The 17,776-nt window shown below is 57.7% G+C and carries 15 protein-coding genes and 1 pseudogene; 7 read left to right on the top strand and 9 right to left on the bottom strand.

Annotation, left to right across the window (positions count from 1 at the left end):
- Positions 1-53: 53 nt before the first annotated feature.
- Positions 54-1,232 (top strand): D-xylose utilization transcriptional activator XylR, encoded by a 1,179-nt coding sequence (gene xylR, locus M2416_RS16025; RefSeq protein WP_076946257.1) that lies wholly within the window; start codon positions 54-56, stop codon positions 1,230-1,232.
- A gap of 64 nt (positions 1,233-1,296) precedes the next feature.
- Here the strand turns inward: xylR and M2416_RS16020 are convergent, their stop codons facing one another.
- Positions 1,297-2,115, bottom strand: coding sequence for a protein bax (locus tag M2416_RS16020; protein WP_071844863.1), 819 nt, complete (start codon positions 2,113-2,115; stop codon positions 1,297-1,299).
- Between the two features lie 315 nt (positions 2,116-2,430).
- Between M2416_RS16020 and M2416_RS16015 the strand changes: the two genes are divergently transcribed.
- Together M2416_RS16015 and avtA are read left to right on the top strand one after the other, a co-directional pair.
- Positions 2,431-4,464, top strand: coding sequence for an alpha-amylase (locus tag M2416_RS16015; RefSeq protein ID WP_076946259.1), 2,034 nt, complete (start codon positions 2,431-2,433; stop codon positions 4,462-4,464).
- A gap of 174 nt (positions 4,465-4,638) precedes the next feature.
- A complete protein-coding gene (avtA, locus tag M2416_RS16010) occupies positions 4,639-5,895 on the top strand; it encodes a valine--pyruvate transaminase (protein WP_076946260.1) in 1,257 nt (418 codons plus the stop codon).
- An 18-nt stretch (positions 5,896-5,913) separates the two neighbouring features.
- Here the strand turns inward: avtA and M2416_RS16005 are convergent, their stop codons facing one another.
- From M2416_RS16005 to M2416_RS15975, 7 genes and pseudogenes are all read right to left on the bottom strand, one after another.
- Positions 5,914-6,402, bottom strand: a complete 489-nt coding sequence (locus M2416_RS16005; RefSeq protein ID WP_041143173.1) for a 4Fe-4S binding protein — start codon at positions 6,400-6,402, stop codon at positions 5,914-5,916.
- A 141-nt stretch (positions 6,403-6,543) separates the two neighbouring features.
- A pseudogene (locus M2416_RS16000) lies at positions 6,544-6,831 on the bottom strand (IclR family transcriptional regulator domain-containing protein); the annotation flags it as partial.
- A 35-nt stretch (positions 6,832-6,866) separates the two neighbouring features.
- On the bottom strand, positions 6,867-8,705 hold the full coding sequence (selB, locus tag M2416_RS15995; protein WP_259225673.1) for a selenocysteine-specific translation elongation factor: 1,839 nt from the start codon (positions 8,703-8,705) through the stop codon (positions 6,867-6,869).
- Positions 8,702-10,090, bottom strand: coding sequence for an L-seryl-tRNA(Sec) selenium transferase (gene selA / locus M2416_RS15990; protein ID WP_259225672.1), 1,389 nt, complete (start codon positions 10,088-10,090; stop codon positions 8,702-8,704). Before selA ends, selB begins: the two co-directional genes overlap by 4 nt.
- A 106-nt stretch (positions 10,091-10,196) precedes the next feature.
- Positions 10,197-10,805 (bottom strand): glutathione S-transferase, encoded by a 609-nt coding sequence (locus M2416_RS15985; protein WP_259225667.1) that lies wholly within the window; start codon positions 10,803-10,805, stop codon positions 10,197-10,199.
- A gap of 90 nt (positions 10,806-10,895) precedes the next feature.
- Positions 10,896-12,032 (bottom strand): HlyD family secretion protein, encoded by a 1,137-nt coding sequence (locus M2416_RS15980; RefSeq protein WP_259225665.1) that lies wholly within the window; start codon positions 12,030-12,032, stop codon positions 10,896-10,898.
- A 2-nt stretch (positions 12,033-12,034) separates the two neighbouring features.
- Positions 12,035-12,397, bottom strand: coding sequence for a DUF3302 domain-containing protein (locus tag M2416_RS15975; protein WP_041143190.1), 363 nt, complete (start codon positions 12,395-12,397; stop codon positions 12,035-12,037).
- Between the two features lie 538 nt (positions 12,398-12,935).
- Here M2416_RS15975 and M2416_RS15970 point away from each other — a divergent pair.
- The 3 genes from M2416_RS15970 (at position 12,936) to mtlR (ending at position 16,730) form a co-directional block, all read left to right on the top strand.
- Complete coding sequence (locus M2416_RS15970; protein WP_123709585.1) at positions 12,936-14,849, top strand: PTS mannitol transporter subunit IICBA; 1,914 nt, start codon at positions 12,936-12,938, stop codon at positions 14,847-14,849.
- A 136-nt stretch (positions 14,850-14,985) separates the two neighbouring features.
- Positions 14,986-16,134: a mannitol-1-phosphate 5-dehydrogenase gene (gene mtlD, locus M2416_RS15965; RefSeq protein ID WP_259225664.1), complete on the top strand. Its 1,149-nt coding sequence runs from the start codon at positions 14,986-14,988 to the stop codon at positions 16,132-16,134.
- Complete coding sequence (mtlR, locus tag M2416_RS15960) at positions 16,131-16,730, top strand: mannitol operon repressor MtlR (protein WP_041143193.1); 600 nt, start codon at positions 16,131-16,133, stop codon at positions 16,728-16,730. The genes mtlD and mtlR overlap by 4 nt, the downstream gene beginning before the upstream one ends.
- On the opposite strand, the gene M2416_RS15955 is transcribed toward mtlR, so the two are convergent.
- Positions 16,719-16,943: a hypothetical protein gene (locus M2416_RS15955; protein ID WP_041143194.1), complete on the bottom strand. Its 225-nt coding sequence runs from the start codon at positions 16,941-16,943 to the stop codon at positions 16,719-16,721. The genes mtlR and M2416_RS15955 overlap by 12 nt on opposite strands.
- Before the next feature lie 275 nt (positions 16,944-17,218).
- On the opposite strand from M2416_RS15955, the gene M2416_RS15950 reads away from it, so the two are divergent.
- Positions 17,219-17,581: a YibL family ribosome-associated protein gene (locus M2416_RS15950; RefSeq protein WP_041143195.1), complete on the top strand. Its 363-nt coding sequence runs from the start codon at positions 17,219-17,221 to the stop codon at positions 17,579-17,581.
- Positions 17,582-17,776: the final 195 nt, after the last annotated feature.

Raw genomic sequence — 17,776 nt, 5'->3', positions numbered from 1 at the left:
TCGGGCATTGGCCGGTATTGTATGGCCAGCAAGAGAGACCAGGGAACGAGATTATGTTTGAAAAGCGTCACCGTATTACGCTGTTATTCAACGCCAACAAGGCCTACGATCGGCAGGTTGTGGAAGGCGTTGGCGAATATTTACAGGCGTCGCAGCTGGAGTGGGACATTTTTATCGAAGAGGACTTCCGCGCCAGGATAGAGAACATCAGAGAGTGGCTGGGAGACGGGGTGATCGCCGATTATGACGATCCCGAAATTGAAAAGCTGCTGGCCGGCGTCGAGGTACCGATCGTCGGCGTGGGCGGCTCCTACTATCGCCCTGAGGACTACCCGCCGGTTCACTATATCGCTACCGACAACGCCGCCCTGGTTGAGAGCGCCTTCCTGCATCTGAAAGAGAAAGGGGTTCATCGTTTCGCCTTTTACGGGCTGCCGTCCTCCAGCGGCAAGCGCTGGGCCGTCGAGCGCGAGCACGCATTTTGCCAGCTGGTGGCAAAAGAGAAGTATCGCGGCGTGGTTTATCAGGGGCTGGAGACGGCGCCGGAAAACTGGCAGCACGCGCAGAATCGCCTGGCGGACTGGCTGCAAACTCTGCCGCCGCAAACGGGGATTATTGCCGTTACCGACGCCCGCGCGCGCCACGTTTTACAGGCCTGCGAGCTGCTGCATATTCCGGTACCGGAAAAGCTGTGCGTCATCGGCATCGATAACGAAGAGCTGACCCGCTACCTGTCGCGCGTGGCGCTATCGTCAGTGGCCCAGGGCACCCGCCAGATGGGCTATCAGGCGGCAAAGCTGCTGCACCGCCTGCTGGATAAAGAAGCGCTGCCGCTGCAGCGCAGGCTGGTTCCCCCCATGCGCGTCATTGAGCGACGCTCGACGGACTACCGCTCCCTCTCCGACCCTTCGGTTATCCAGGCCATGCACTACATCCGCAATCACGCCTGCAAGGGCATCAAGGTTGAGCAGGTGCTGGACGCCGTCGGGATCTCGCGATCGAACCTTGAGAAGCGCTTTAAAGAGGAGGTGGGCGAAACCATTCATACGGTCATTCACAGCGAGAAGCTGGAGAAGGCGCGCAGCCTGCTGGTTTCTACGACGCTGTCGATTAATGAAATCTCGCAGATGTGCGGCTACCCGTCGCTGCAGTATTTCTATTCCGTGTTTAAGAAAGAGTACGACGTCACGCCGAAGGAGTACCGCGACCGGCACAGCGAAGTGATGATGTAGCGGGAAAAGAGCGAAAAAAATGCCCGGGCAAGCGCGCCGGGCATTTTTCATTATAGGGTTTGCATTACATATGTGCGGCAATCAGACGCTGGTTATCCTGATACATCGCGAAGAGATAGTTGTTATAGCTCGACCCTTTGGTCGAATAGCCCTTCAGCTTATGAATCATCGTGCTGGCGGTCACTTCCTGGTCCGTTTTACGCAGCTGCGCGCGGGAGGTGCGGAAGGATTTGTACGCCGGATGCGTGTTCAGGTTGGTCACGTAGGCCTGCACCGACTGCTCTACAGAATCAAACTGAGAATAGCCTTTCATCGCACCGCTGCAGTTGCCGCCGCCACACTTCATACCAAACAGATTGTTGTTTACGCGCGCCAGCTTAGACGTACCCCAGCCGCTTTCGGCCGCCGCCATGGTGGCAACCATGCTGTTAGGAATAATGTCGACGCGATCCATCAGCGTATTCCAGGGAATACGGCGCGTGTTGCCAGACCATTTCACCTTATAGCGAGAGGTTATATCTTTCAGACGCGTGCGCTCGCTCGGCGACCAGCGGGAATCATACTGCTTGGTAACAAGCCAGTTACGATCGGCGGTAATCACCTGATTCTGTTTGGTAATATAAGGCATCACTGTCCGGAGAAACGCTTTTTTCCTTGGTGTTCCGGAAGGGTATTTTCGCAAATCAGGAAGTGAACTGCTCTTTACACTATTGCGAGAATACTCTTGTTTACTGCTGACCTTAACACTACTGCTTTTCTTTACTATCGGGGCTTTATGACTCGTTGTTGCCGTGTGGGTTGTTGCCAACACACTACCTGAAAATATGCAGGTAAGTAACATGAGTATCGCAGCCCCATATCGTCGAATGGGAATCGATATCATTAGATCTCCTGGTCGGATATATGCATTCCAACACCTTGTTTTATGCGAAAAAACGTTAATTGAATCGCGAATAGTATCAAAAATACCCAGTGAGAGCACTAACAGAAATAGTCCAATTCCTAAAAGCTGTCACCTGAAATCGGTTTCCGTACGCTGAAAAGGTCGCGAAAATGCTAGCGCCGTCTCATTTTTTGGCTATTTTTTGAACTGAATCACTCACCCCTTTTCATCCTCCCCGTAAAAGCGCAGGTGGGATGAGTTCATCCCGCGGTCGGACGGGCAAACTGAACAAAAAACCGCTTACAGGACTTCGGCATGAAACTCGCTGCTCTCGCGTCGCTACTGTTGCCTGGGATGGCCTTCGCCGCCTGGACCACCCCTGACTTTCCCACCTTTACCGAAGAAGGCACCGGCAGATTTATTAGCCAAAACGAGGTGGCGAAGGGTACACGTCCGCTGCAAATAAATTTTGACCAACAGTGCTGGCAGCCGGTCGGAACCATAAAACTCAACCAAATGCTCTCCATGGAGCCCTGCCGCGGCGCGCCCGCGCAGTGGCGAGTTTTCCGCGAAGGCCTGTACACCCTCGATGTCGATACCCGCTCCGGCACGCCGACGCTGATGATCTCCCTCAAAGAGACCGAAACGGCGTCAGCGGCGGCGCCCCAGCTGCGCCAGTGCCCGAAATGGCAGGGCCAGCCGCTGACGATTGCCGTCGGCCAGACCTTTGCAGAAGGCAGCAAGGTGCGTGATTTTTACAGCGGCAACATCGCGACGGTGAGCGGCGGGAAGGTTACCCTCCAGCCGGCCCCCAACAGCAACGGCCTGCTGCTGCTCGAACGGGCGGAAACCGACGCCACCGCGCCGTTTAGCTGGCATAACGCCACGGTCTATTTCGTGCTCACCGACCGCTTCGTTAACGGCAACCCCGCCAACGACAACAGCTACGGGCGGCACAAAGACGGCATGCAGGAGATCGGCACGTTTCACGGCGGCGACCTGCAGGGCCTGACCAGCCGGCTCGACTATCTTCAGCAGCTGGGCGTCAACGCGCTGTGGATAAGCTCCCCGCTGGAGCAGATTCACGGCTGGGTTGGCGGCGGAACCAAGGGAGACTTCCCGCACTACGCCTATCACGGCTACTACGCGCAGGACTGGACGAAGCTGGATGCCAACATGGGTACCGAAGCCGACCTCCGTCGCCTCGTCGATGAGGCCCATAAGCGCGGCATGCGCATCCTGTTTGATGTCGTGATGAACCACACCGGCTACGCGACGCTCGCCGATATGCAGGAGTTCAAATTTGGCTCCCTGTATCTGCAGGGCGATGAGCTGAAAAAGACGTTCGGCGAACGCTGGACCGACTGGAAGCCCGGCCCGGGCCAGAGCTGGCACAGCTTTAACGATTACATCAACTTTAGCGATAAGGCCGGCTGGGAAAAATGGTGGGGGAAACAGTGGATCCGTACCGATATCGGCGACTACGACAACCCCGGCTTTGACGATCTGACCATGTCCCTGGCCTTCCTGCCGGACCTGAAAACGGAATCGACAACCCCTTCCGGCCTGCCGAACTTCTATCAGCAGAAAGCGGATACCGCCGCCAAAGAGATCCCCGGCTTCACGCCGCGCGATTACCTGACCCACTGGCTCAGCCAGTGGGTGCGTGATTACGGTATTGACGGTTTCCGCGTCGATACCGCCAAGCACGTCGAGCAGGCCGCCTGGCAGCAGCTGAAAACCCAGGCGACCGCGGCGCTGGCGGAGTGGAAAAAGGCCAACCCCGATAAGGCGCTGGATAACGCGCCGTTCTGGATGACCGGCGAGGCCTGGGGCCACGGCGTCATGCAGAGCGACTACTATCGCCACGGTTTTGACGCGATGATTAACTTCGATTATCAGGATCAGGCGGCGAAGGCCGCGGATTGCCTGGCCAATATGGACCTGACCTGGCAGCAAATGGCGGACAAGCTGCAGCAGTTTAACGTCCTGAGCTACCTCTCATCGCACGATACGCGCCTGTTCCGCGAAGGCGGCAGCTCGGCGGCCGAACTGCTGCTGCTCGCCCCTGGCGCGGTACAAATCTTCTACGGCGATGAGTCCTCGCGGCCCTTTGGCCCGACCGGCTCCGACCCGCTGCAGGGCACGCGCTCGGATATGAACTGGCAGGACGTCGCGGGCAAAGCCGCGCTTAGCGTGACGCACTGGCAGAAGCTCGGCCAGTTCCGCGCCCGCCACCCGGCTATCGGTATGGGCAAGCAAACTACCCTCTCCCTGCCGCAGGGCTACGGTTTTGTACGCGAAAACGGCGATGATAAAGTGATGGTCGTTTGGGCAGGCCAGCGCTAGCCCACGGATAAGCGGCGCCCTCGGCTACCGAGGGCGCCAAAATAGAATAAAACGCTATAAAAAATAGATAAGTCAGCACAATAACAAAACCCTCTCCGTTTCCGCAGATTTGCACCTCGCCAACGCTGGCGTTATGGTTACCCACTTTCCAGACATACCGACAGATTATTCGCGATGACATTTTCACTTTTCGGCGACAAATTCACCCGTCATTCGGGCATTACCCGTTTGATGGAAGACCTTAATGACGGCCTGCGTACGCCGGGTGCAATCATGCTGGGTGGCGGTAATCCCGCGCAAATCCCGGAAATGAATGACTACTTCAAGGACCTGCTTGCCAACATGCTGGCTAACGGTAAAGCCCTTGATGCGCTTTGTAATTACGATGGTCCGCAGGGCAAAAGCGAACTGCTAAGCCTGCTGGCGCAGATGCTGCGTGATGAACTCGGCTGGGAGATTGAACCACAGAATATTGCACTAACAAACGGCAGTCAGAGTGCATTTTTCTACTTATTTAACCTCTTTGCCGGACGCCGTGCTGATGGCACCATCCGTAAGGTGCTGTTCCCGCTGACGCCGGAATATATCGGCTACGCCGATTCGGGTCTCGAAGAGGATCTGTTCGTCGCCACCCGCCCGAATATCGAACTGCTGCCGGAAGGCCAGTTTAAATATCATGTGGATTTTGAGCATCTGCAGGTGACGGAAGAGACGGGGATGATTTGCGTCTCCCGCCCGACTAACCCTACCGGCAACGTGATTACCGACGAAGAGCTGATCAAGCTGGATGCGCTGGCCAATCAGCACGGCGTGCCGCTGGTCATTGATAACGCCTACGGCGTTCCCTTCCCGGGGATTATTTTCAGCGACGCCAGGCCGCTATGGAACCCCAATATCGTGCTGTGCATGAGCCTCTCCAAGCTCGGTCTGCCGGGCAGCCGCTGCGGGATTATCATCGCCAACGAGAAGATCGTTACCGCCATCAGTAATATGAACGGCATTATCAGCCTTGCTCCGGGCGGCATGGGCCCGGCGATGATGTGCGAAATGATTAAGCGCAACGATCTGCTGCGCCTGTCGGAGACGGTGATTAAGCCGTTCTATTACCAGCGGGTTCAGGAAACCATCGCCATTATTCGCCGCTATCTGCCGGCGGAGCGCTGCCTGATCCATAAGCCGGAAGGCGCCATTTTCCTCTGGCTGTGGTTTAAGGATCTGCCGATTTCCACCGAGCTGCTCTATCAGCGCCTGAAAAAGCGCGGCGTGCTGATGGTGCCGGGCGACTACTTCTTCCCGGGCCTTGATAAGCCCTGGCCGCACACCCACCAGTGCATGCGGATGAACTACGTGCCGGACCCGCAGAAAATTGAAGCAGGCGTGAAAATTCTCGCCGAAGAAGTTGAACGCGCGTGGGGCGAACAGGACGCGTAATCGCGCGCTGTCGTCCCGCTACATCGCCAGCGCCGTCAGCCGACGGCGCCCGGCGCTTAATCTCTCCAGCTCCTCCGCCGTCATGCAGCGCAGCGCCTGGGTCGGACAGGCCGCCACGCAGGCCGGGCCGTCCTCGCTATGGCTGCACAAATCGCACTTCAGCGCCTGCACGCCATCGTCGGTCATCATGACGGTCATCGCGCCGTACGGGCAGGCCACCATGCAGCTTTTGCAGCCAATACAGCGCCGCTGATCTACCCGCCACACCGCATTTTCCCGCCGGATCGCGCCCTGCGGACAAACGTTGGCGCAGGGCGCATCTTCGCACTGGCGGCACAGCGTCGCCGTGGAGAGCTCCCCGCTCTTTACCACCCGAATGCGTGGCGCAAACTGCGTTGCAGAAACGGTCGAACAGCTTCGGTCGTGCTGATGGGAGACCACGCAGGCCACTTCGCAGGTACGGCAGCCGATGCATTTGGCCGAATCCGCAGTGATAAAACGGTTCATTTTCCACCCCGCATAACGTTGATTACCGTCAGAGTGCCAGAAAATGAGCCGCCTTCGCTTTGATCCCGGCGGGGATTGTTGCCAGATCTGTCATCTGCCTAACGACATCCGGCTTTTTGCCTACACGCGCAAGGTAAATCCCAGCTCGTCGTACATCGCCGGTAGCCCCGTAACGGTGTTGCGCGTCAGCGTCGGCATATGCTGGCCGATATAGGCGCGGGTACGCAGCATCCCGGTCGTCGGTTCCAGCTTATAAATCAGAATGGCGTGATCGTCCTCGCGGCTGGAGAAGTTGATGGTTTCCCCGGTTGAAAGGTTTAGCGCTTCGAGATGCGGCGCTGCCACGTGGATAATATTCAGCGAGGTCAGGGCTTTTTGCCCGACGGCGATAAATTTGGTGGTTAAGCGGTAACTCCCGGCGGCGGGCGCGGCAAGCCCCTCCTCCGGGAATTAGCCGATGACGCTCAAAGAAACAGCGCCTTATCGCGCAGAATATGATCGTTTCCGCGCCGACGGGTGAAGCCAATGCGGTCAAAATACTCGAGAATTTGGATCGCCAGCTTTCTGCCGACGTTCAGCTTATCGCGGAAATCAGCGGCGCAGGTCGATCCCCTTTCGAGATCCAGCTCGCGGATCAGCCCGGCGAATTCAACAATCCGATCGTTACGGTAATAACGATCCTTAACGATCGCGGTAATCATGCCCTGCTGTGCCGCCTGGCGCAGCACCGCACGCATTAAGGACTCTTCAACGCCGCTCTCTTTTGCCAGATCGCGTACCCACCAGGGCTCATCGGCAAACAGATCGACCACCCGTAGCCAGATGGCCTGCTGCTCATCGGTAAAGCCCGCCTTGTGCTCCGGCAGATGCAGCCAGCCGTGGTGGCTGTGGATAACCCCGCTTTCGCGCATCTGCTCAATCAGCAGCAGCACCAGCCCTTCGTCCTCCATCGGCAGGGCAATGCGCCGCAGGCGCTCGCGCCCCGTACCCGGCTCATCGCGATGCTGATCGTGATAGCGCGTCAGCGCATCGATTAATTTGCTCTGCCAGCGCGCCGCCAGCGGGGCGCTGAGCAGGCTGCTGCCCGCCTGCAGATAGCCGGGCTGGCCCATCAGCGCGGCCAGACCGGTTTCGCTAAGCTGCCGGGCCCAGGCAAACTCGCCGAGACGCACCGCATCACGCTGAAGATGCACCTCCAGCGCCAGGGCATCGTCGTCGGCGCTCGCCAGCGTATGCAGCCACTGCAGGTATTCCGGCTTACGCTTGCCGCGGCGCGGCGGATTGAGCGTCACCACTCTGGCGCCTGCCAGGGTACTGCGGGCGGAGATATCACGCAGCACCAGGCGATCGTTATCCGCCAGCCACAACGGGCTATCGAGCACCAGCTCGGCCAGCTCCCCCTCCAGCAGCGACACGCGGCCGGTAATATGGCGGGCGGCATGATGGATATGTAACGACTGCCACTGGGTGAGCGGCGCGTGGCGCTGCAGCTCGACAATCACCCGCTCGGACGGTTCGGGAGGCTGAACCGACAGCAGCCAGTCGCCGCGGTTTAGCGCCTCTTTTTGCGCATCGCCGACGATATTGAGCGCAATGCGCTGGCCGGCCCACGCCTGCTCGACCGGCTGGTTCTGCGCATGCAGACCGCGCACGCGCACGGGCTTATCGACGCCGGTAAGCCACAGCGTGTCGCCGACCTTCACTTCGCCGCTGAGCGCCGTACCGGTGACCACCAGCCCCGCGCCCTTAACGGTAAAGGCGCGGTCGATCGCCAGGCGAAAGCGCTGATGCTGCGGGTGCACGCGCTCAGAGAGCTGCAGCAGATGCTCACGCAGGGCGCTAATTCCGCGCCCGGACGGTACGGCGGTGACAAACAGCGCGGCGGGCGTAAAACCAAACTCCGCCAGCACCGCTTCTGCGTCGGCGCGCACCTCGTCCACGCGCTGCGCCTCCACGCGATCGGCCTTGGTTAGCGCAACGGTCAACGACGGTTTTCCCGTCAGCTGCAGGATCGCCAGATGCTCGCGGGTCTGCGCCATCACGCCATCGTCACAGGCCACCACCAGCAGCGCGTGATCAATACCGCCCACCCCCGCCAGCATATTGGACAAAAACTTTTCGTGGCCCGGCACGTCGATAAAGCCCAACACCCGGCCATCGGGCTGCGGCCAGTAGGCGTAGCCCAGATCGATAGTCATCCCGCGGGATTTCTCTTCCGGCAGGCGATCGGCATTCACGCCGGTAATCGCCTGCAGCAGCGTGGTTTTACCGTGGTCAACGTGTCCGGCGGTAGCAATAATCATGGTAATAACATCTCCATAAACCTCGATTCATCTTCAAGGCAGCGCAAATCCAGCCACAGGCGGCCATCGCTAACTCGCCCAATCACCGGCACCGCCAGCGTCCGCCAGCGGGCTGCCAGCGCCTCCAGCCGGCTACCCCGGCCATCGCGCGGGGTGAAGGTCAGCGCCGCGCCGGGCAAGCGATCCACCGGCAGCGAGCCGCTGCCGATTTGTGACAGGCAGGGCTCTATCCGCACCTCAAAGTCAGCGTAGTGCGCGGCAAGCCGCGGCTGCAGGCGCTCCGCCTGAGCGTGGATGGCTTCGGCGGTGCGGGTCAGCAGGCGCAGCGTGGGCAGGCGCTCGGCAAGGGTTTCCGGATGCAGGTAGAGGCGCAGGGTGGCCTCCAGCGCCGCAAGGGTCATTTTATCGGCGCGCAGCGCGCGCTTGAGCGGGTGCTGCTGCAGGCGGGCAATCATCGCCTTTTCACCGACGATAATCCCCGCCTGCGGGCCGCCCAGCAGCTTGTCGCCGGAGAAGCTCACCAGGCTGACCCCGGCGGCAATCATCTCCTGCGGCATTGGCTCCTTCGGCAGGCCGTACTCGCTCAGGTCCACCAGCGAACCGCTGCCCAGATCGACCACCAGCGGAATATCCAGCTCGCGTCCCACCGCCGCCAGCTCCGCCTCATCTACGGTTTTAGTAAAGCCTTCAATACTGTAGTTGCTGGTATGCACCTTCATCAGTAGGCCGGTATTCTCCCCCACGGCCTGGCGATAATCTTTCGCGTGGGTGCGGTTGGTGGTACCCACCTCGTGTAAAACGCAGCCCGCCTGACGCATCACGTCAGGGATGCGAAACGCGCCGCCAATCTCCACCAGCTCGCCGCGCGAGAGAACAACCTCTTTGCCGCCGGCCGTTGCTGCCAGCATCAGCAGCACCGCCGCCGCGTTGTTATTGACGATGCAGGCATCCTCCGCGCCGGTCAGGCGGCACAGCAGATCCGCCAGCGCGCGGTCGCGGTGGCCGCGTCCGCCGTCGTCGAGGCTATATTCAAGAGTAACCGGCGCCCGCATCGCCTGCGTAACCGCCTCCACCGCGGCCTCGGCCTGAATCGCGCGGCCTAAATTGGTGTGCAGTACCGTTCCCGTCAGGTTGAAAACCGGGCGCAGCGCGCTTTCCGTCGTTTGCGCCAGCCGCCGTTCGGCCTCCCGCGCCCAGTCGCCGCACCAGTCGGGCAGCGTCTGGCTCAGGCGAATATGCTGCCGCGCCTGCTCCAGCATCTGGCGCAGCAGGGCGACAACCTGGGCATGGCCATATTGAGCCAGCACGGATGAAAAGGCGGGATCGCGGAGCAGACGGTCGGTGGCCGGAAGTTGGGTATAAAGCGCACGAGTATCGGTTGTCATGAATGAGCCTGGCGATAGGTTATTTTCCCCCCTCCCGACGGGAGAGGGAGTCAACAATTGAGCGACGATTGTAACGCCTGCACGCGCAAACTGTTACCTGCCTGGGTCAAGTCCTTGGCGGTTCCGTGCGGGCAAAGCTGGCGCGCTGAAAGAGCGCCTCAACCAGCGCAATCAGCCGAGGCCGCGTCGCGCACCAGCCCGGTGCCACGCGGCGGAAGTTAAGATAGGCGATAGCACAGGCCGCTGAGATCGACGCCAGGTTAATCTCATCGCCGCGCAGGGTGCCGTCGGCCGCGTACCCCTCCAGCGCATCAAGGCCGCGGGCCACCTTCTCGCGCTGGCGCAGCAGCTCCGTTTCCGACTGCTGCGCCGGCGGACGCGCCTTTTCTCGCACCAGCGCCTGCGCCGCCTCCATCACGCCGTCAGCCAGCGCCTCCAGCTGGCGTATTTTCAGCGCCGCCTTCGGATCGCTCGGCAGCATATCCGGCAGTACGCCGAGCAGTTCCAGATATTGCGCGATAATCGGCGAGTCGAACCAGCACTCACCCTCATCGGTGACCAGCGCCGGGACCTTGCCTAACGGATTATATTTGGCGACGCCGCTGGCCTCGCCGTAGGGGAATTCATTGACGAACTCGAAGGGAATATCTTTTTCCAGCAGTATGACGGAAATTTTGCGCACAAAGGGACTGGTGTAGCTGCCAATCAGTTTCATTGCCTGCTCCTTTCGCCAACAAAAATCTAAGTATGGTTCAGGAGCAGGCAAAAGGCAGGGAGACTTCGCGCCCGCCTGCCGGGGTTCGCCTTAATGGTCCAGATAGAGATAGTGCATCCAGCTGGTCATACGCAGCAGGACTTTTCGCATCACCGAAACGTGGGTGAAATGGTCAGAGTAGACCGCAACCTGGGCAAAAATACCGTCCGGGAGCGCCTCGACGTCGGCATTCGGATCGAGCTCAATCGTTGCCAGAACGCCATCGGAGCCCGGCGTCATGGTCAGCGACTGCAGCGCGCCCTGCGCCTGATAGCTGCCGCCGGGTACCACCGGTAAAATAGCGGTCAGCTTGCCGTGAAATACCTGCCCTGGCAGAGCGCTAAAGACCACCTCAGCGTCATCGCCGCTTTTCAGTCGCAGCAGCGAGTTTTGCCGGAACTGCGCCACGATCAGCCGCTTCTGTTCGGGGATAAACACCATCACCGGGCGCAGCGGTAGCGACGCCGCGTAGGTTCCGGGACGAATCAGCACCTGGGTGATGTAGCCGTTGCTCGGCGCGCGAACAACGGTCTGATCGAGGTTATATTTTGCCTCGGTCAGCTGCGCCCGCAGGCTGACGACCTGCGACAGCTCTCCGCCAACCATACTGTCCAGCTGGCTTTGTATCTGCGCCTGTTCCGCCACCGAGCCTTTCACCATCGCATCCTGAGCGAGGTAGTTTTGGCGGGCGTTATCAATGTCGCTTTCAGAAAACGGATTCACCCGCGCCTGGCTGCCTTTCAGGTAGCGCTGATAGTCTTTGTAAAGCCGGTCACGTTCTGCGGAAACGCGAACGGTATTGGCCTGCGCCTCCGAGAGCTGCGCCTTGAGGTTGTTAATACCGTGCAGCGCGGTGACCAGATCGGCCTGCAGCCTGTCCACCCTTGCCTGATAGCGCACGGGGTCGATAGTGAAGAGCACCTCGCCTTTACTCACCCGCTGGTTCGCTTTATCCGTCACGCTGCTGACCACGCCGGTGACCTGGGGCGTAATAGGGATAGAGACAACCGCCTTCTGCGCGGTGAAAGTATAGGGATGGTTGTAGTTCATTAATAAGATTAGCGCACTAACAATAAATATACCGCCGAGCGCTGCGGTGGGTACCGTCCATTTATTTACCGGGATTTTAAATATTTTAAATATTGACCAGGCGAGCGCCACGTACGTCAAAATAATCAGCAGATCCATGGTTATTTCTCCGGGGATCGGGCGGAAGAGTGGCGTTCAGCGACTCTTTTCTCAAGATCGGCAATACGCTGCTGGAGCTGCGCCAGGTCCTGTTCTTCTGTCGTTTCTGCAAGGCTTCCGTCCGGGCGATGCTGCATGCCCCAGCCGCGCTCGGGCCGATAGAGCGTGGCCCAGATCCACAGGAATGGCCAAATAACGTGGAGGGTAAAAAGGCTTACCCAGCCGGCGACGTGAATAGCATCTGCATGTGGGTGGTTACGCTTCTTCGCGATCAGGTAAGGAATATCATGCAGGATGATGATTCCATAAAAGATAACCAGAAATACGAAGATCAGAACGCCCAGCGCAAAATAATTGAGAAACATATTTTCCTCGAATTTACGCTAATAAATTATATCAATGTGTAGACAGTCAAATAGAATCCTGACTGATGATTTGATCATAATTCACGCATCTCATTTTTACCATATGGCGCAAAAAATCGATCGCCAGCGCGATGCGGGTCGCCGTTACATTTCGACGGACGAAACGATGGCGAATCTGTCTGAGATCACAGGCGCTAAAAACAAGTCACGATATTTTGTGATTAACATCACATATAAACAATTATTCACAGATACAAAATTGCGATCTTTGTCACATTAAAGCGCATTTTCGGCACCAAATTATCCCTCGGCCGCTTTTTTGCACAGCCATTATGTGACACACATCACTATATACACCTCGCGATCGCCTATATTCACGTGATGCAGATCACATAAAGACCCGGTCACTGGACAGTTCTCCGATTCAGTGCCAGATTTCGCTTTATCAATCAGGGTCCGGCTTCCTCTGCCGCCACATTAACAACAAGCCTCAGGCTTTTAGCCTACGCGATAAGCAAAACAGAAAAAGGGGTGTTTTATGTCATCCGATATCAAGATCAAGGTGCAAAGCTTTGGTCGTTTCCTTAGCAATATGGTGATGCCAAATATCGGCGCGTTTATCGCGTGGGGTATCATCACCGCCCTATTCATTCCGACAGGATGGCTGCCAAGCGAAACGCTGGCGAAGCTGGTCGGCCCGATGATTACCTACCTGCTGCCGCTGCTGATCGGTTACACCGGCGGTAAGCTGATTGGCGGCGAACGCGGCGGCGTGGTCGGCGCGATTACCACTATGGGCGTGATCGTCGGCGCGGATATGCCGATGTTCCTCGGCGCAATGATTGCCGGTCCGCTGGGCGGCTGGGCGATTAAGCATTTTGACAGCTGGGTAGACGGTAAGATTAAGTCCGGCTTCGAGATGCTGGTGAACAACTTCTCCGCCGGCATCATCGGGATGATCCTGGCGATTCTGGCGTTTCTCGGCATTGGCCCTGCGGTTGAAGTCCTGTCCAAAATACTGGCGGCGGGCGTTAACTTCATGGTGGTGCACGACATGCTGCCGCTGGCGTCTATCTTCGTAGAACCAGCGAAAATCCTGTTCCTCAATAACGCCATCAACCACGGTATCTTCTCGCCGCTGGGCATTCAGCAGTCCCACGAGCTGGGCAAATCAATCTTCTTCCTGATTGAAGCGAACCCGGGTCCGGGGATGGGCGTGCTGCTGGCGTACATGTTCTTTGGTCGCGGTAATGCCAAACAGTCAGCAGGCGGTGCGGCAATCATCCACTTCCTCGGCGGTATTCACGAAATTTACTTCCCGTACGTGCTGATGAATCCGCGTCTGATCCTCGCCGTTATCCTCGGCGGTATGACCGGCGTGTTCACGCTGACTATCCTCAACGGTGGCCTGGTGTCTCCGGCTTCTCCGGGCTCCATCCTGGCGGTGCTGGCAATGACGCCGAAAGGTGCCTATTTTGCCAACATCGCGGCGATTGTTGCCGCTATGGCCGTCTCCTTCGTGGTCTCCGCCATTCTGCTGAAAACCAGCAAAGTGAAAGAAGAAGATGATATCGATGCGGCCACCCGCCGTATGCAGGATATGAAGTCAGCTTCCAAAGGCGCGGCGACTCCGCTGGCCGCCGGCGATGTTGCTAACGACCTGAGCCACGTGCGCAAAATCATCGTTGCCTGCGACGCCGGTATGGGTTCCAGCGCCATGGGTGCAGGCGTGCTGCGTAAGAAAGTACAGGATGCGGGACTGGGCAATATCTCCGTCACCAACTGTGCGATTAACAACCTGCCGCCTGACGTTGACCTGGTGATTACCCACCGCGACCTGACCGAACGCGCCATGCGCCAGGTACCGCAGGCTCAGCATATTTCGCTGACCAACTTCCTCGACAGCGGCCTGTACACCAGCCTGACCGAACGCCTGGTCGCGGCGCAGCGTCATACCGATAACGAAGAGAAGGTTCGCGGCAGCCTGAAGGACAGCTTTGACGCTGCCGACACTCACCTGTTCAGGCTCGGGGCGGAAAATATCTTCCTCGGTCGCCACGCGGCGACCAAAGAAGAAGCCATTCTCTTTGCCGGTGAGCAGCTGGTTAAAGGCGGCTACGTTGAACCGGAATACGTGCAGGCGATGCTGGATCGCGAAAAGCTGACCTCCACCTATCTGGGTGAGTCCATCGCGGTACCGCACGGCACTATCGAAGCGAAAGATCGCGTTCTGAAAACCGGCGTGGTGTTCTGTCAGTACCCGCAGGGCGTGCGTTTTGGCGAAGAGGAAGATGACATTGCCCGTCTGGTCATCGGCATCGCCGCCCGCAACAACGAACACATCCAGGTCATCACCAGCCTGACCAACGCGCTGGACGATGAGACGGTGATTGAGCGCCTGACGCACACCACCAGCGTAGAAGAAGTGCTGGCGCTGCTGAACAAAGCGTAGCCCGTTGCCCGGACGCGGCGTCCGGGATAACGAGAAAGAGACAAGCCTCTCTCCGCATGCCGGAGAGAGGGTTAGGGTGAGGGAAAAGCCTCACCCCAGCCCTCTCAGGTAAAAACATTAATTGAAGGTTAATACTATGAAAGCATTACATTTTGGCGCAGGTAATATCGGGCGTGGCTTTATCGGTAAACTGCTGGCCGACGCGGGAATCACCTTAACATTTGCCGATGTGAATCAGGTCGTTCTGGATGCCCTTAACGCCCGTCATAGCTATCAGGTTCACGTGGTCGGCGAAAATGAGCAGGTGGATACCGTATCCGGCGTCAACGCCGTGAGCAGCATCGGCGATGAGGTCGTTGAGCTGATTGCCAGCGTGGACCTGGTCACCACCGCCGTCGGCCCGGTCGTGCTGGAGCGTATCGCCCCGGCCATTGCTAAAGGGCTGGTAAAGCGCAGGGCGCAGGGGCTTGAAGCCCCGCTGAACATCATTGCCTGTGAAAATATGGTACGCGGAACCACCCAGTTGAAGGGGCACGTCTTTAACGCGCTGGCTGAAGAAGACAAAGCCTGGGTTGAAGCCCACGTTGGCTTCGTCGATTCCGCCGTTGACCGTATTGTGCCGCCGTCCGCGTCCGCGACCCACGATCCGCTGGAAGTCACCGTGGAGACCTTCAGCGAATGGATTGTCGATAAAACCCAGTTTAAGGGCGCTCTACCCGCCATTCCGGGCATGGAGTTAACCGACAACCTGATGGCATTTGTCGAGCGTAAGCTATTCACCTTAAACACCGGACATGCTATAACCGCCTACCTCGGAAAACTGGCGGGTCACCAGACGATTCGCGACGCGATCCTCGATGAGAAAATTCGCGCCGTCGTCAAAGGGGCCATGGAAGAGAGCGGCGCGGTACTGATCAAACGCTACGGCTTTGATGCCCAGAAGCACGCCGCCTATATCCAGAAGATTCTTGGTCGTTTCGAGAACCCGTATTTGAAAGATGACGTTGAGCGCGTTGGCCGCCAGCCGCTGCGTAAACTCAGCGCGGGCGACCGCCTGATTAAGCCGCTGCTCGGCACGCTGGAATACGCTCTGCCGCACCGAAACCTGGTGCAAGGGATCGCCGCTGCGATGCACTTCCGCTGCGCTGAAGACCCGCAGGCGCAGGAGCTGGCAGCGCTGATTGCCGAGAAAGGCCCGCAGGCTGCGCTGGCACAGATTTCCGGTCTGGATGCCGCAAGCGACGCGGTGCTGGAGGCCGTTAACGACTATAACGCCATCAAATGAGGCACGAACAGGCGCGGCACGAACCGCGCCCACTACTACTCCTGTCAGATATGCAGGCAATAATGGAAGAAACACAGGCATTTGAAAACCGCGTGCTTGAGCGTCTGAATGCTGGCAAAACCGTACGAAGCTTCCTGATCGCCGCCGTCGAGCTACTCACTGAGGCGGTTAATATCCTGGTGCTTCAGGTATTCCGCAAAGATGATTACGCGGTGAAATACGCAGTGGAACCGTTGCTGGACGGCGACGGGCCGCTGGGCGACCTTTCCGTACGCCTGAAGCTGATTTACGGCCTTGGGGTGATTAGTCGCGCCGAATACGAAGACGCCGAGCTGCTTATGGCCCTGCGCGAAGAGCTCAACCACGACGGCAACGAGTACAGTTTTACCGACGACGAGATCCTCGGGCCTTTTGGTGAGCTGCACTGCGTCAGCGCGCTGCCGCCTCTGCCGCTGTTTGATGAGAGTGATGAAGAACTGCTGGCAATGCAGAAGCTGCGCTACCAGCAGGTTGTACGCTCAACGATGATGCTGTCTCTGACCGAGCTGATTTCGAGAATCAGCTTAAAAAAAGCTTTTCAGAAACTAACGCTCTGACTCCCGCTCATGCTCATCGCAGGTTGGCCGATACAGCTGCCTGTAATACTCCAGACGACTGAGAAACAGCGCCTCTTTATTTTGCGGAATATCGCGCGGCACGTGCTGCAAGCGCGGGCATTTCTTCAGATACTCCATAAAAGCCTGGCTTGAAGCCATAAAATCAACCGTCTTATCGATAATATGCGGTACGCCGTCGCCAATTTTCGCCATGATGCCCTCCTCTTCTTAAGGATACTCTTATTAAGAATTAGCTAAAAAAAGGGTCGAGGTTAAGGAAAACGTGCTTATGTTTCGTCGAGCTTCACAGAATCGAAACTCAGCGCTATTTTATTAATAATACTTTTAGTATTCAAGTGATTAGAATTTACTTTGCAGGATACTTCGCGGGGAAAAGCCGCGGGATTTCGATAAATAACTACCCACAACAGCACTCACAGCCCATACTATATGGCGTCGAACCCCCTTTATTAATAGATTAAATCACCATGAATGAAGTCGAAAAGAATGAAATCAAGCGTTTGAGCGACCGTCTCGACGCCATCCGTCATCAGCAGGCCGATATGTCGCTGGTTGAAGCTGCGGACAAATACGCCGAGCTGGACAAAGAAAAAGAGACCATTGAAGCGGAAATCGAGCGCCTGCGCGACGTTCAGGGCCAGAAGCTGAGCAAAGAAGCGCAAAAGCTCATGAGCCTGCCGCACCGCCGCGCGATCACCAAAAAAGAGCAGGCCGATATGGGCAAGCTGAAAAAAAGCGTGCGTGGCCTGGTTATCGTTCACCCGATGACCGCGCTGGGTCGCGAAATGAAGCTCACGGAAATGACCGGCTTCTCAAAAATCGCCTTCTGATCCCCCTTCCCTCTCCGCCTGGAGAGGGGATTTTCCATTCTCAGGACGCTCCCTCGTCACACCGTTCTGATTGGCCCAACCAATTATTTCTTAAACCGTCAAATAGTTCACATATCCATCATTTTTCGTCACAACCATATTGCTCATTAATAACATTTGGTTAACCATTCGTTGTCGCTAACCCTACAACCCCCT

Source organism: Klebsiella sp. BIGb0132 (genome assembly GCF_024810075.1).
Taxonomy (GTDB): domain Bacteria; phylum Pseudomonadota; class Gammaproteobacteria; order Enterobacterales; family Enterobacteriaceae; genus Klebsiella; species Klebsiella terrigena.
Note: the sequence above shows the minus strand (reverse complement) of the source record. Positions and strands in the feature narration are given on the sequence as shown.

Bases quoted from the DNA above. Each gene is read 5' to 3' on its own strand.
- xylR (WP_076946257.1), top strand. From the start codon at position 54: ATGTTTGAAAAGCGTCACCGTATTACGCTGTTATTCAACGCCAACAAG.
- M2416_RS16020 (WP_071844863.1), bottom strand. From the start codon at position 2,115: ATGATATCGATTCCCATTCGACGATATGGGGCTGCGATACTCATGTTA.
- M2416_RS16015 (WP_076946259.1), top strand. From the start codon at position 2,431: ATGAAACTCGCTGCTCTCGCGTCGCTACTGTTGCCTGGGATGGCCTTC.
- avtA (WP_076946260.1), top strand. From the start codon at position 4,639: ATGACATTTTCACTTTTCGGCGACAAATTCACCCGTCATTCGGGCATT.
- M2416_RS16005 (WP_041143173.1), bottom strand. From the start codon at position 6,402: ATGAACCGTTTTATCACTGCGGATTCGGCCAAATGCATCGGCTGCCGT.
- selB (WP_259225673.1), bottom strand. From the start codon at position 8,705: ATGATTATTGCTACCGCCGGACACGTTGACCACGGTAAAACCACGCTG.
- selA (WP_259225672.1), bottom strand. From the start codon at position 10,090: ATGACAACCGATACTCGTGCGCTTTATACCCAACTTCCGGCCACCGAC.
- M2416_RS15985 (WP_259225667.1), bottom strand. From the start codon at position 10,805: ATGAAACTGATTGGCAGCTACACCAGTCCCTTTGTGCGCAAAATTTCC.
- M2416_RS15980 (WP_259225665.1), bottom strand. From the start codon at position 12,032: ATGGATCTGCTGATTATTTTGACGTACGTGGCGCTCGCCTGGTCAATA.
- M2416_RS15975 (WP_041143190.1), bottom strand. From the start codon at position 12,397: ATGTTTCTCAATTATTTTGCGCTGGGCGTTCTGATCTTCGTATTTCTG.
- M2416_RS15970 (WP_123709585.1), top strand. From the start codon at position 12,936: ATGTCATCCGATATCAAGATCAAGGTGCAAAGCTTTGGTCGTTTCCTT.
- mtlD (WP_259225664.1), top strand. From the start codon at position 14,986: ATGAAAGCATTACATTTTGGCGCAGGTAATATCGGGCGTGGCTTTATC.
- mtlR (WP_041143193.1), top strand. From the start codon at position 16,131: ATGAGGCACGAACAGGCGCGGCACGAACCGCGCCCACTACTACTCCTG.
- M2416_RS15955 (WP_041143194.1), bottom strand. From the start codon at position 16,943: ATGGCGAAAATTGGCGACGGCGTACCGCATATTATCGATAAGACGGTT.
- M2416_RS15950 (WP_041143195.1), top strand. From the start codon at position 17,219: ATGAATGAAGTCGAAAAGAATGAAATCAAGCGTTTGAGCGACCGTCTC.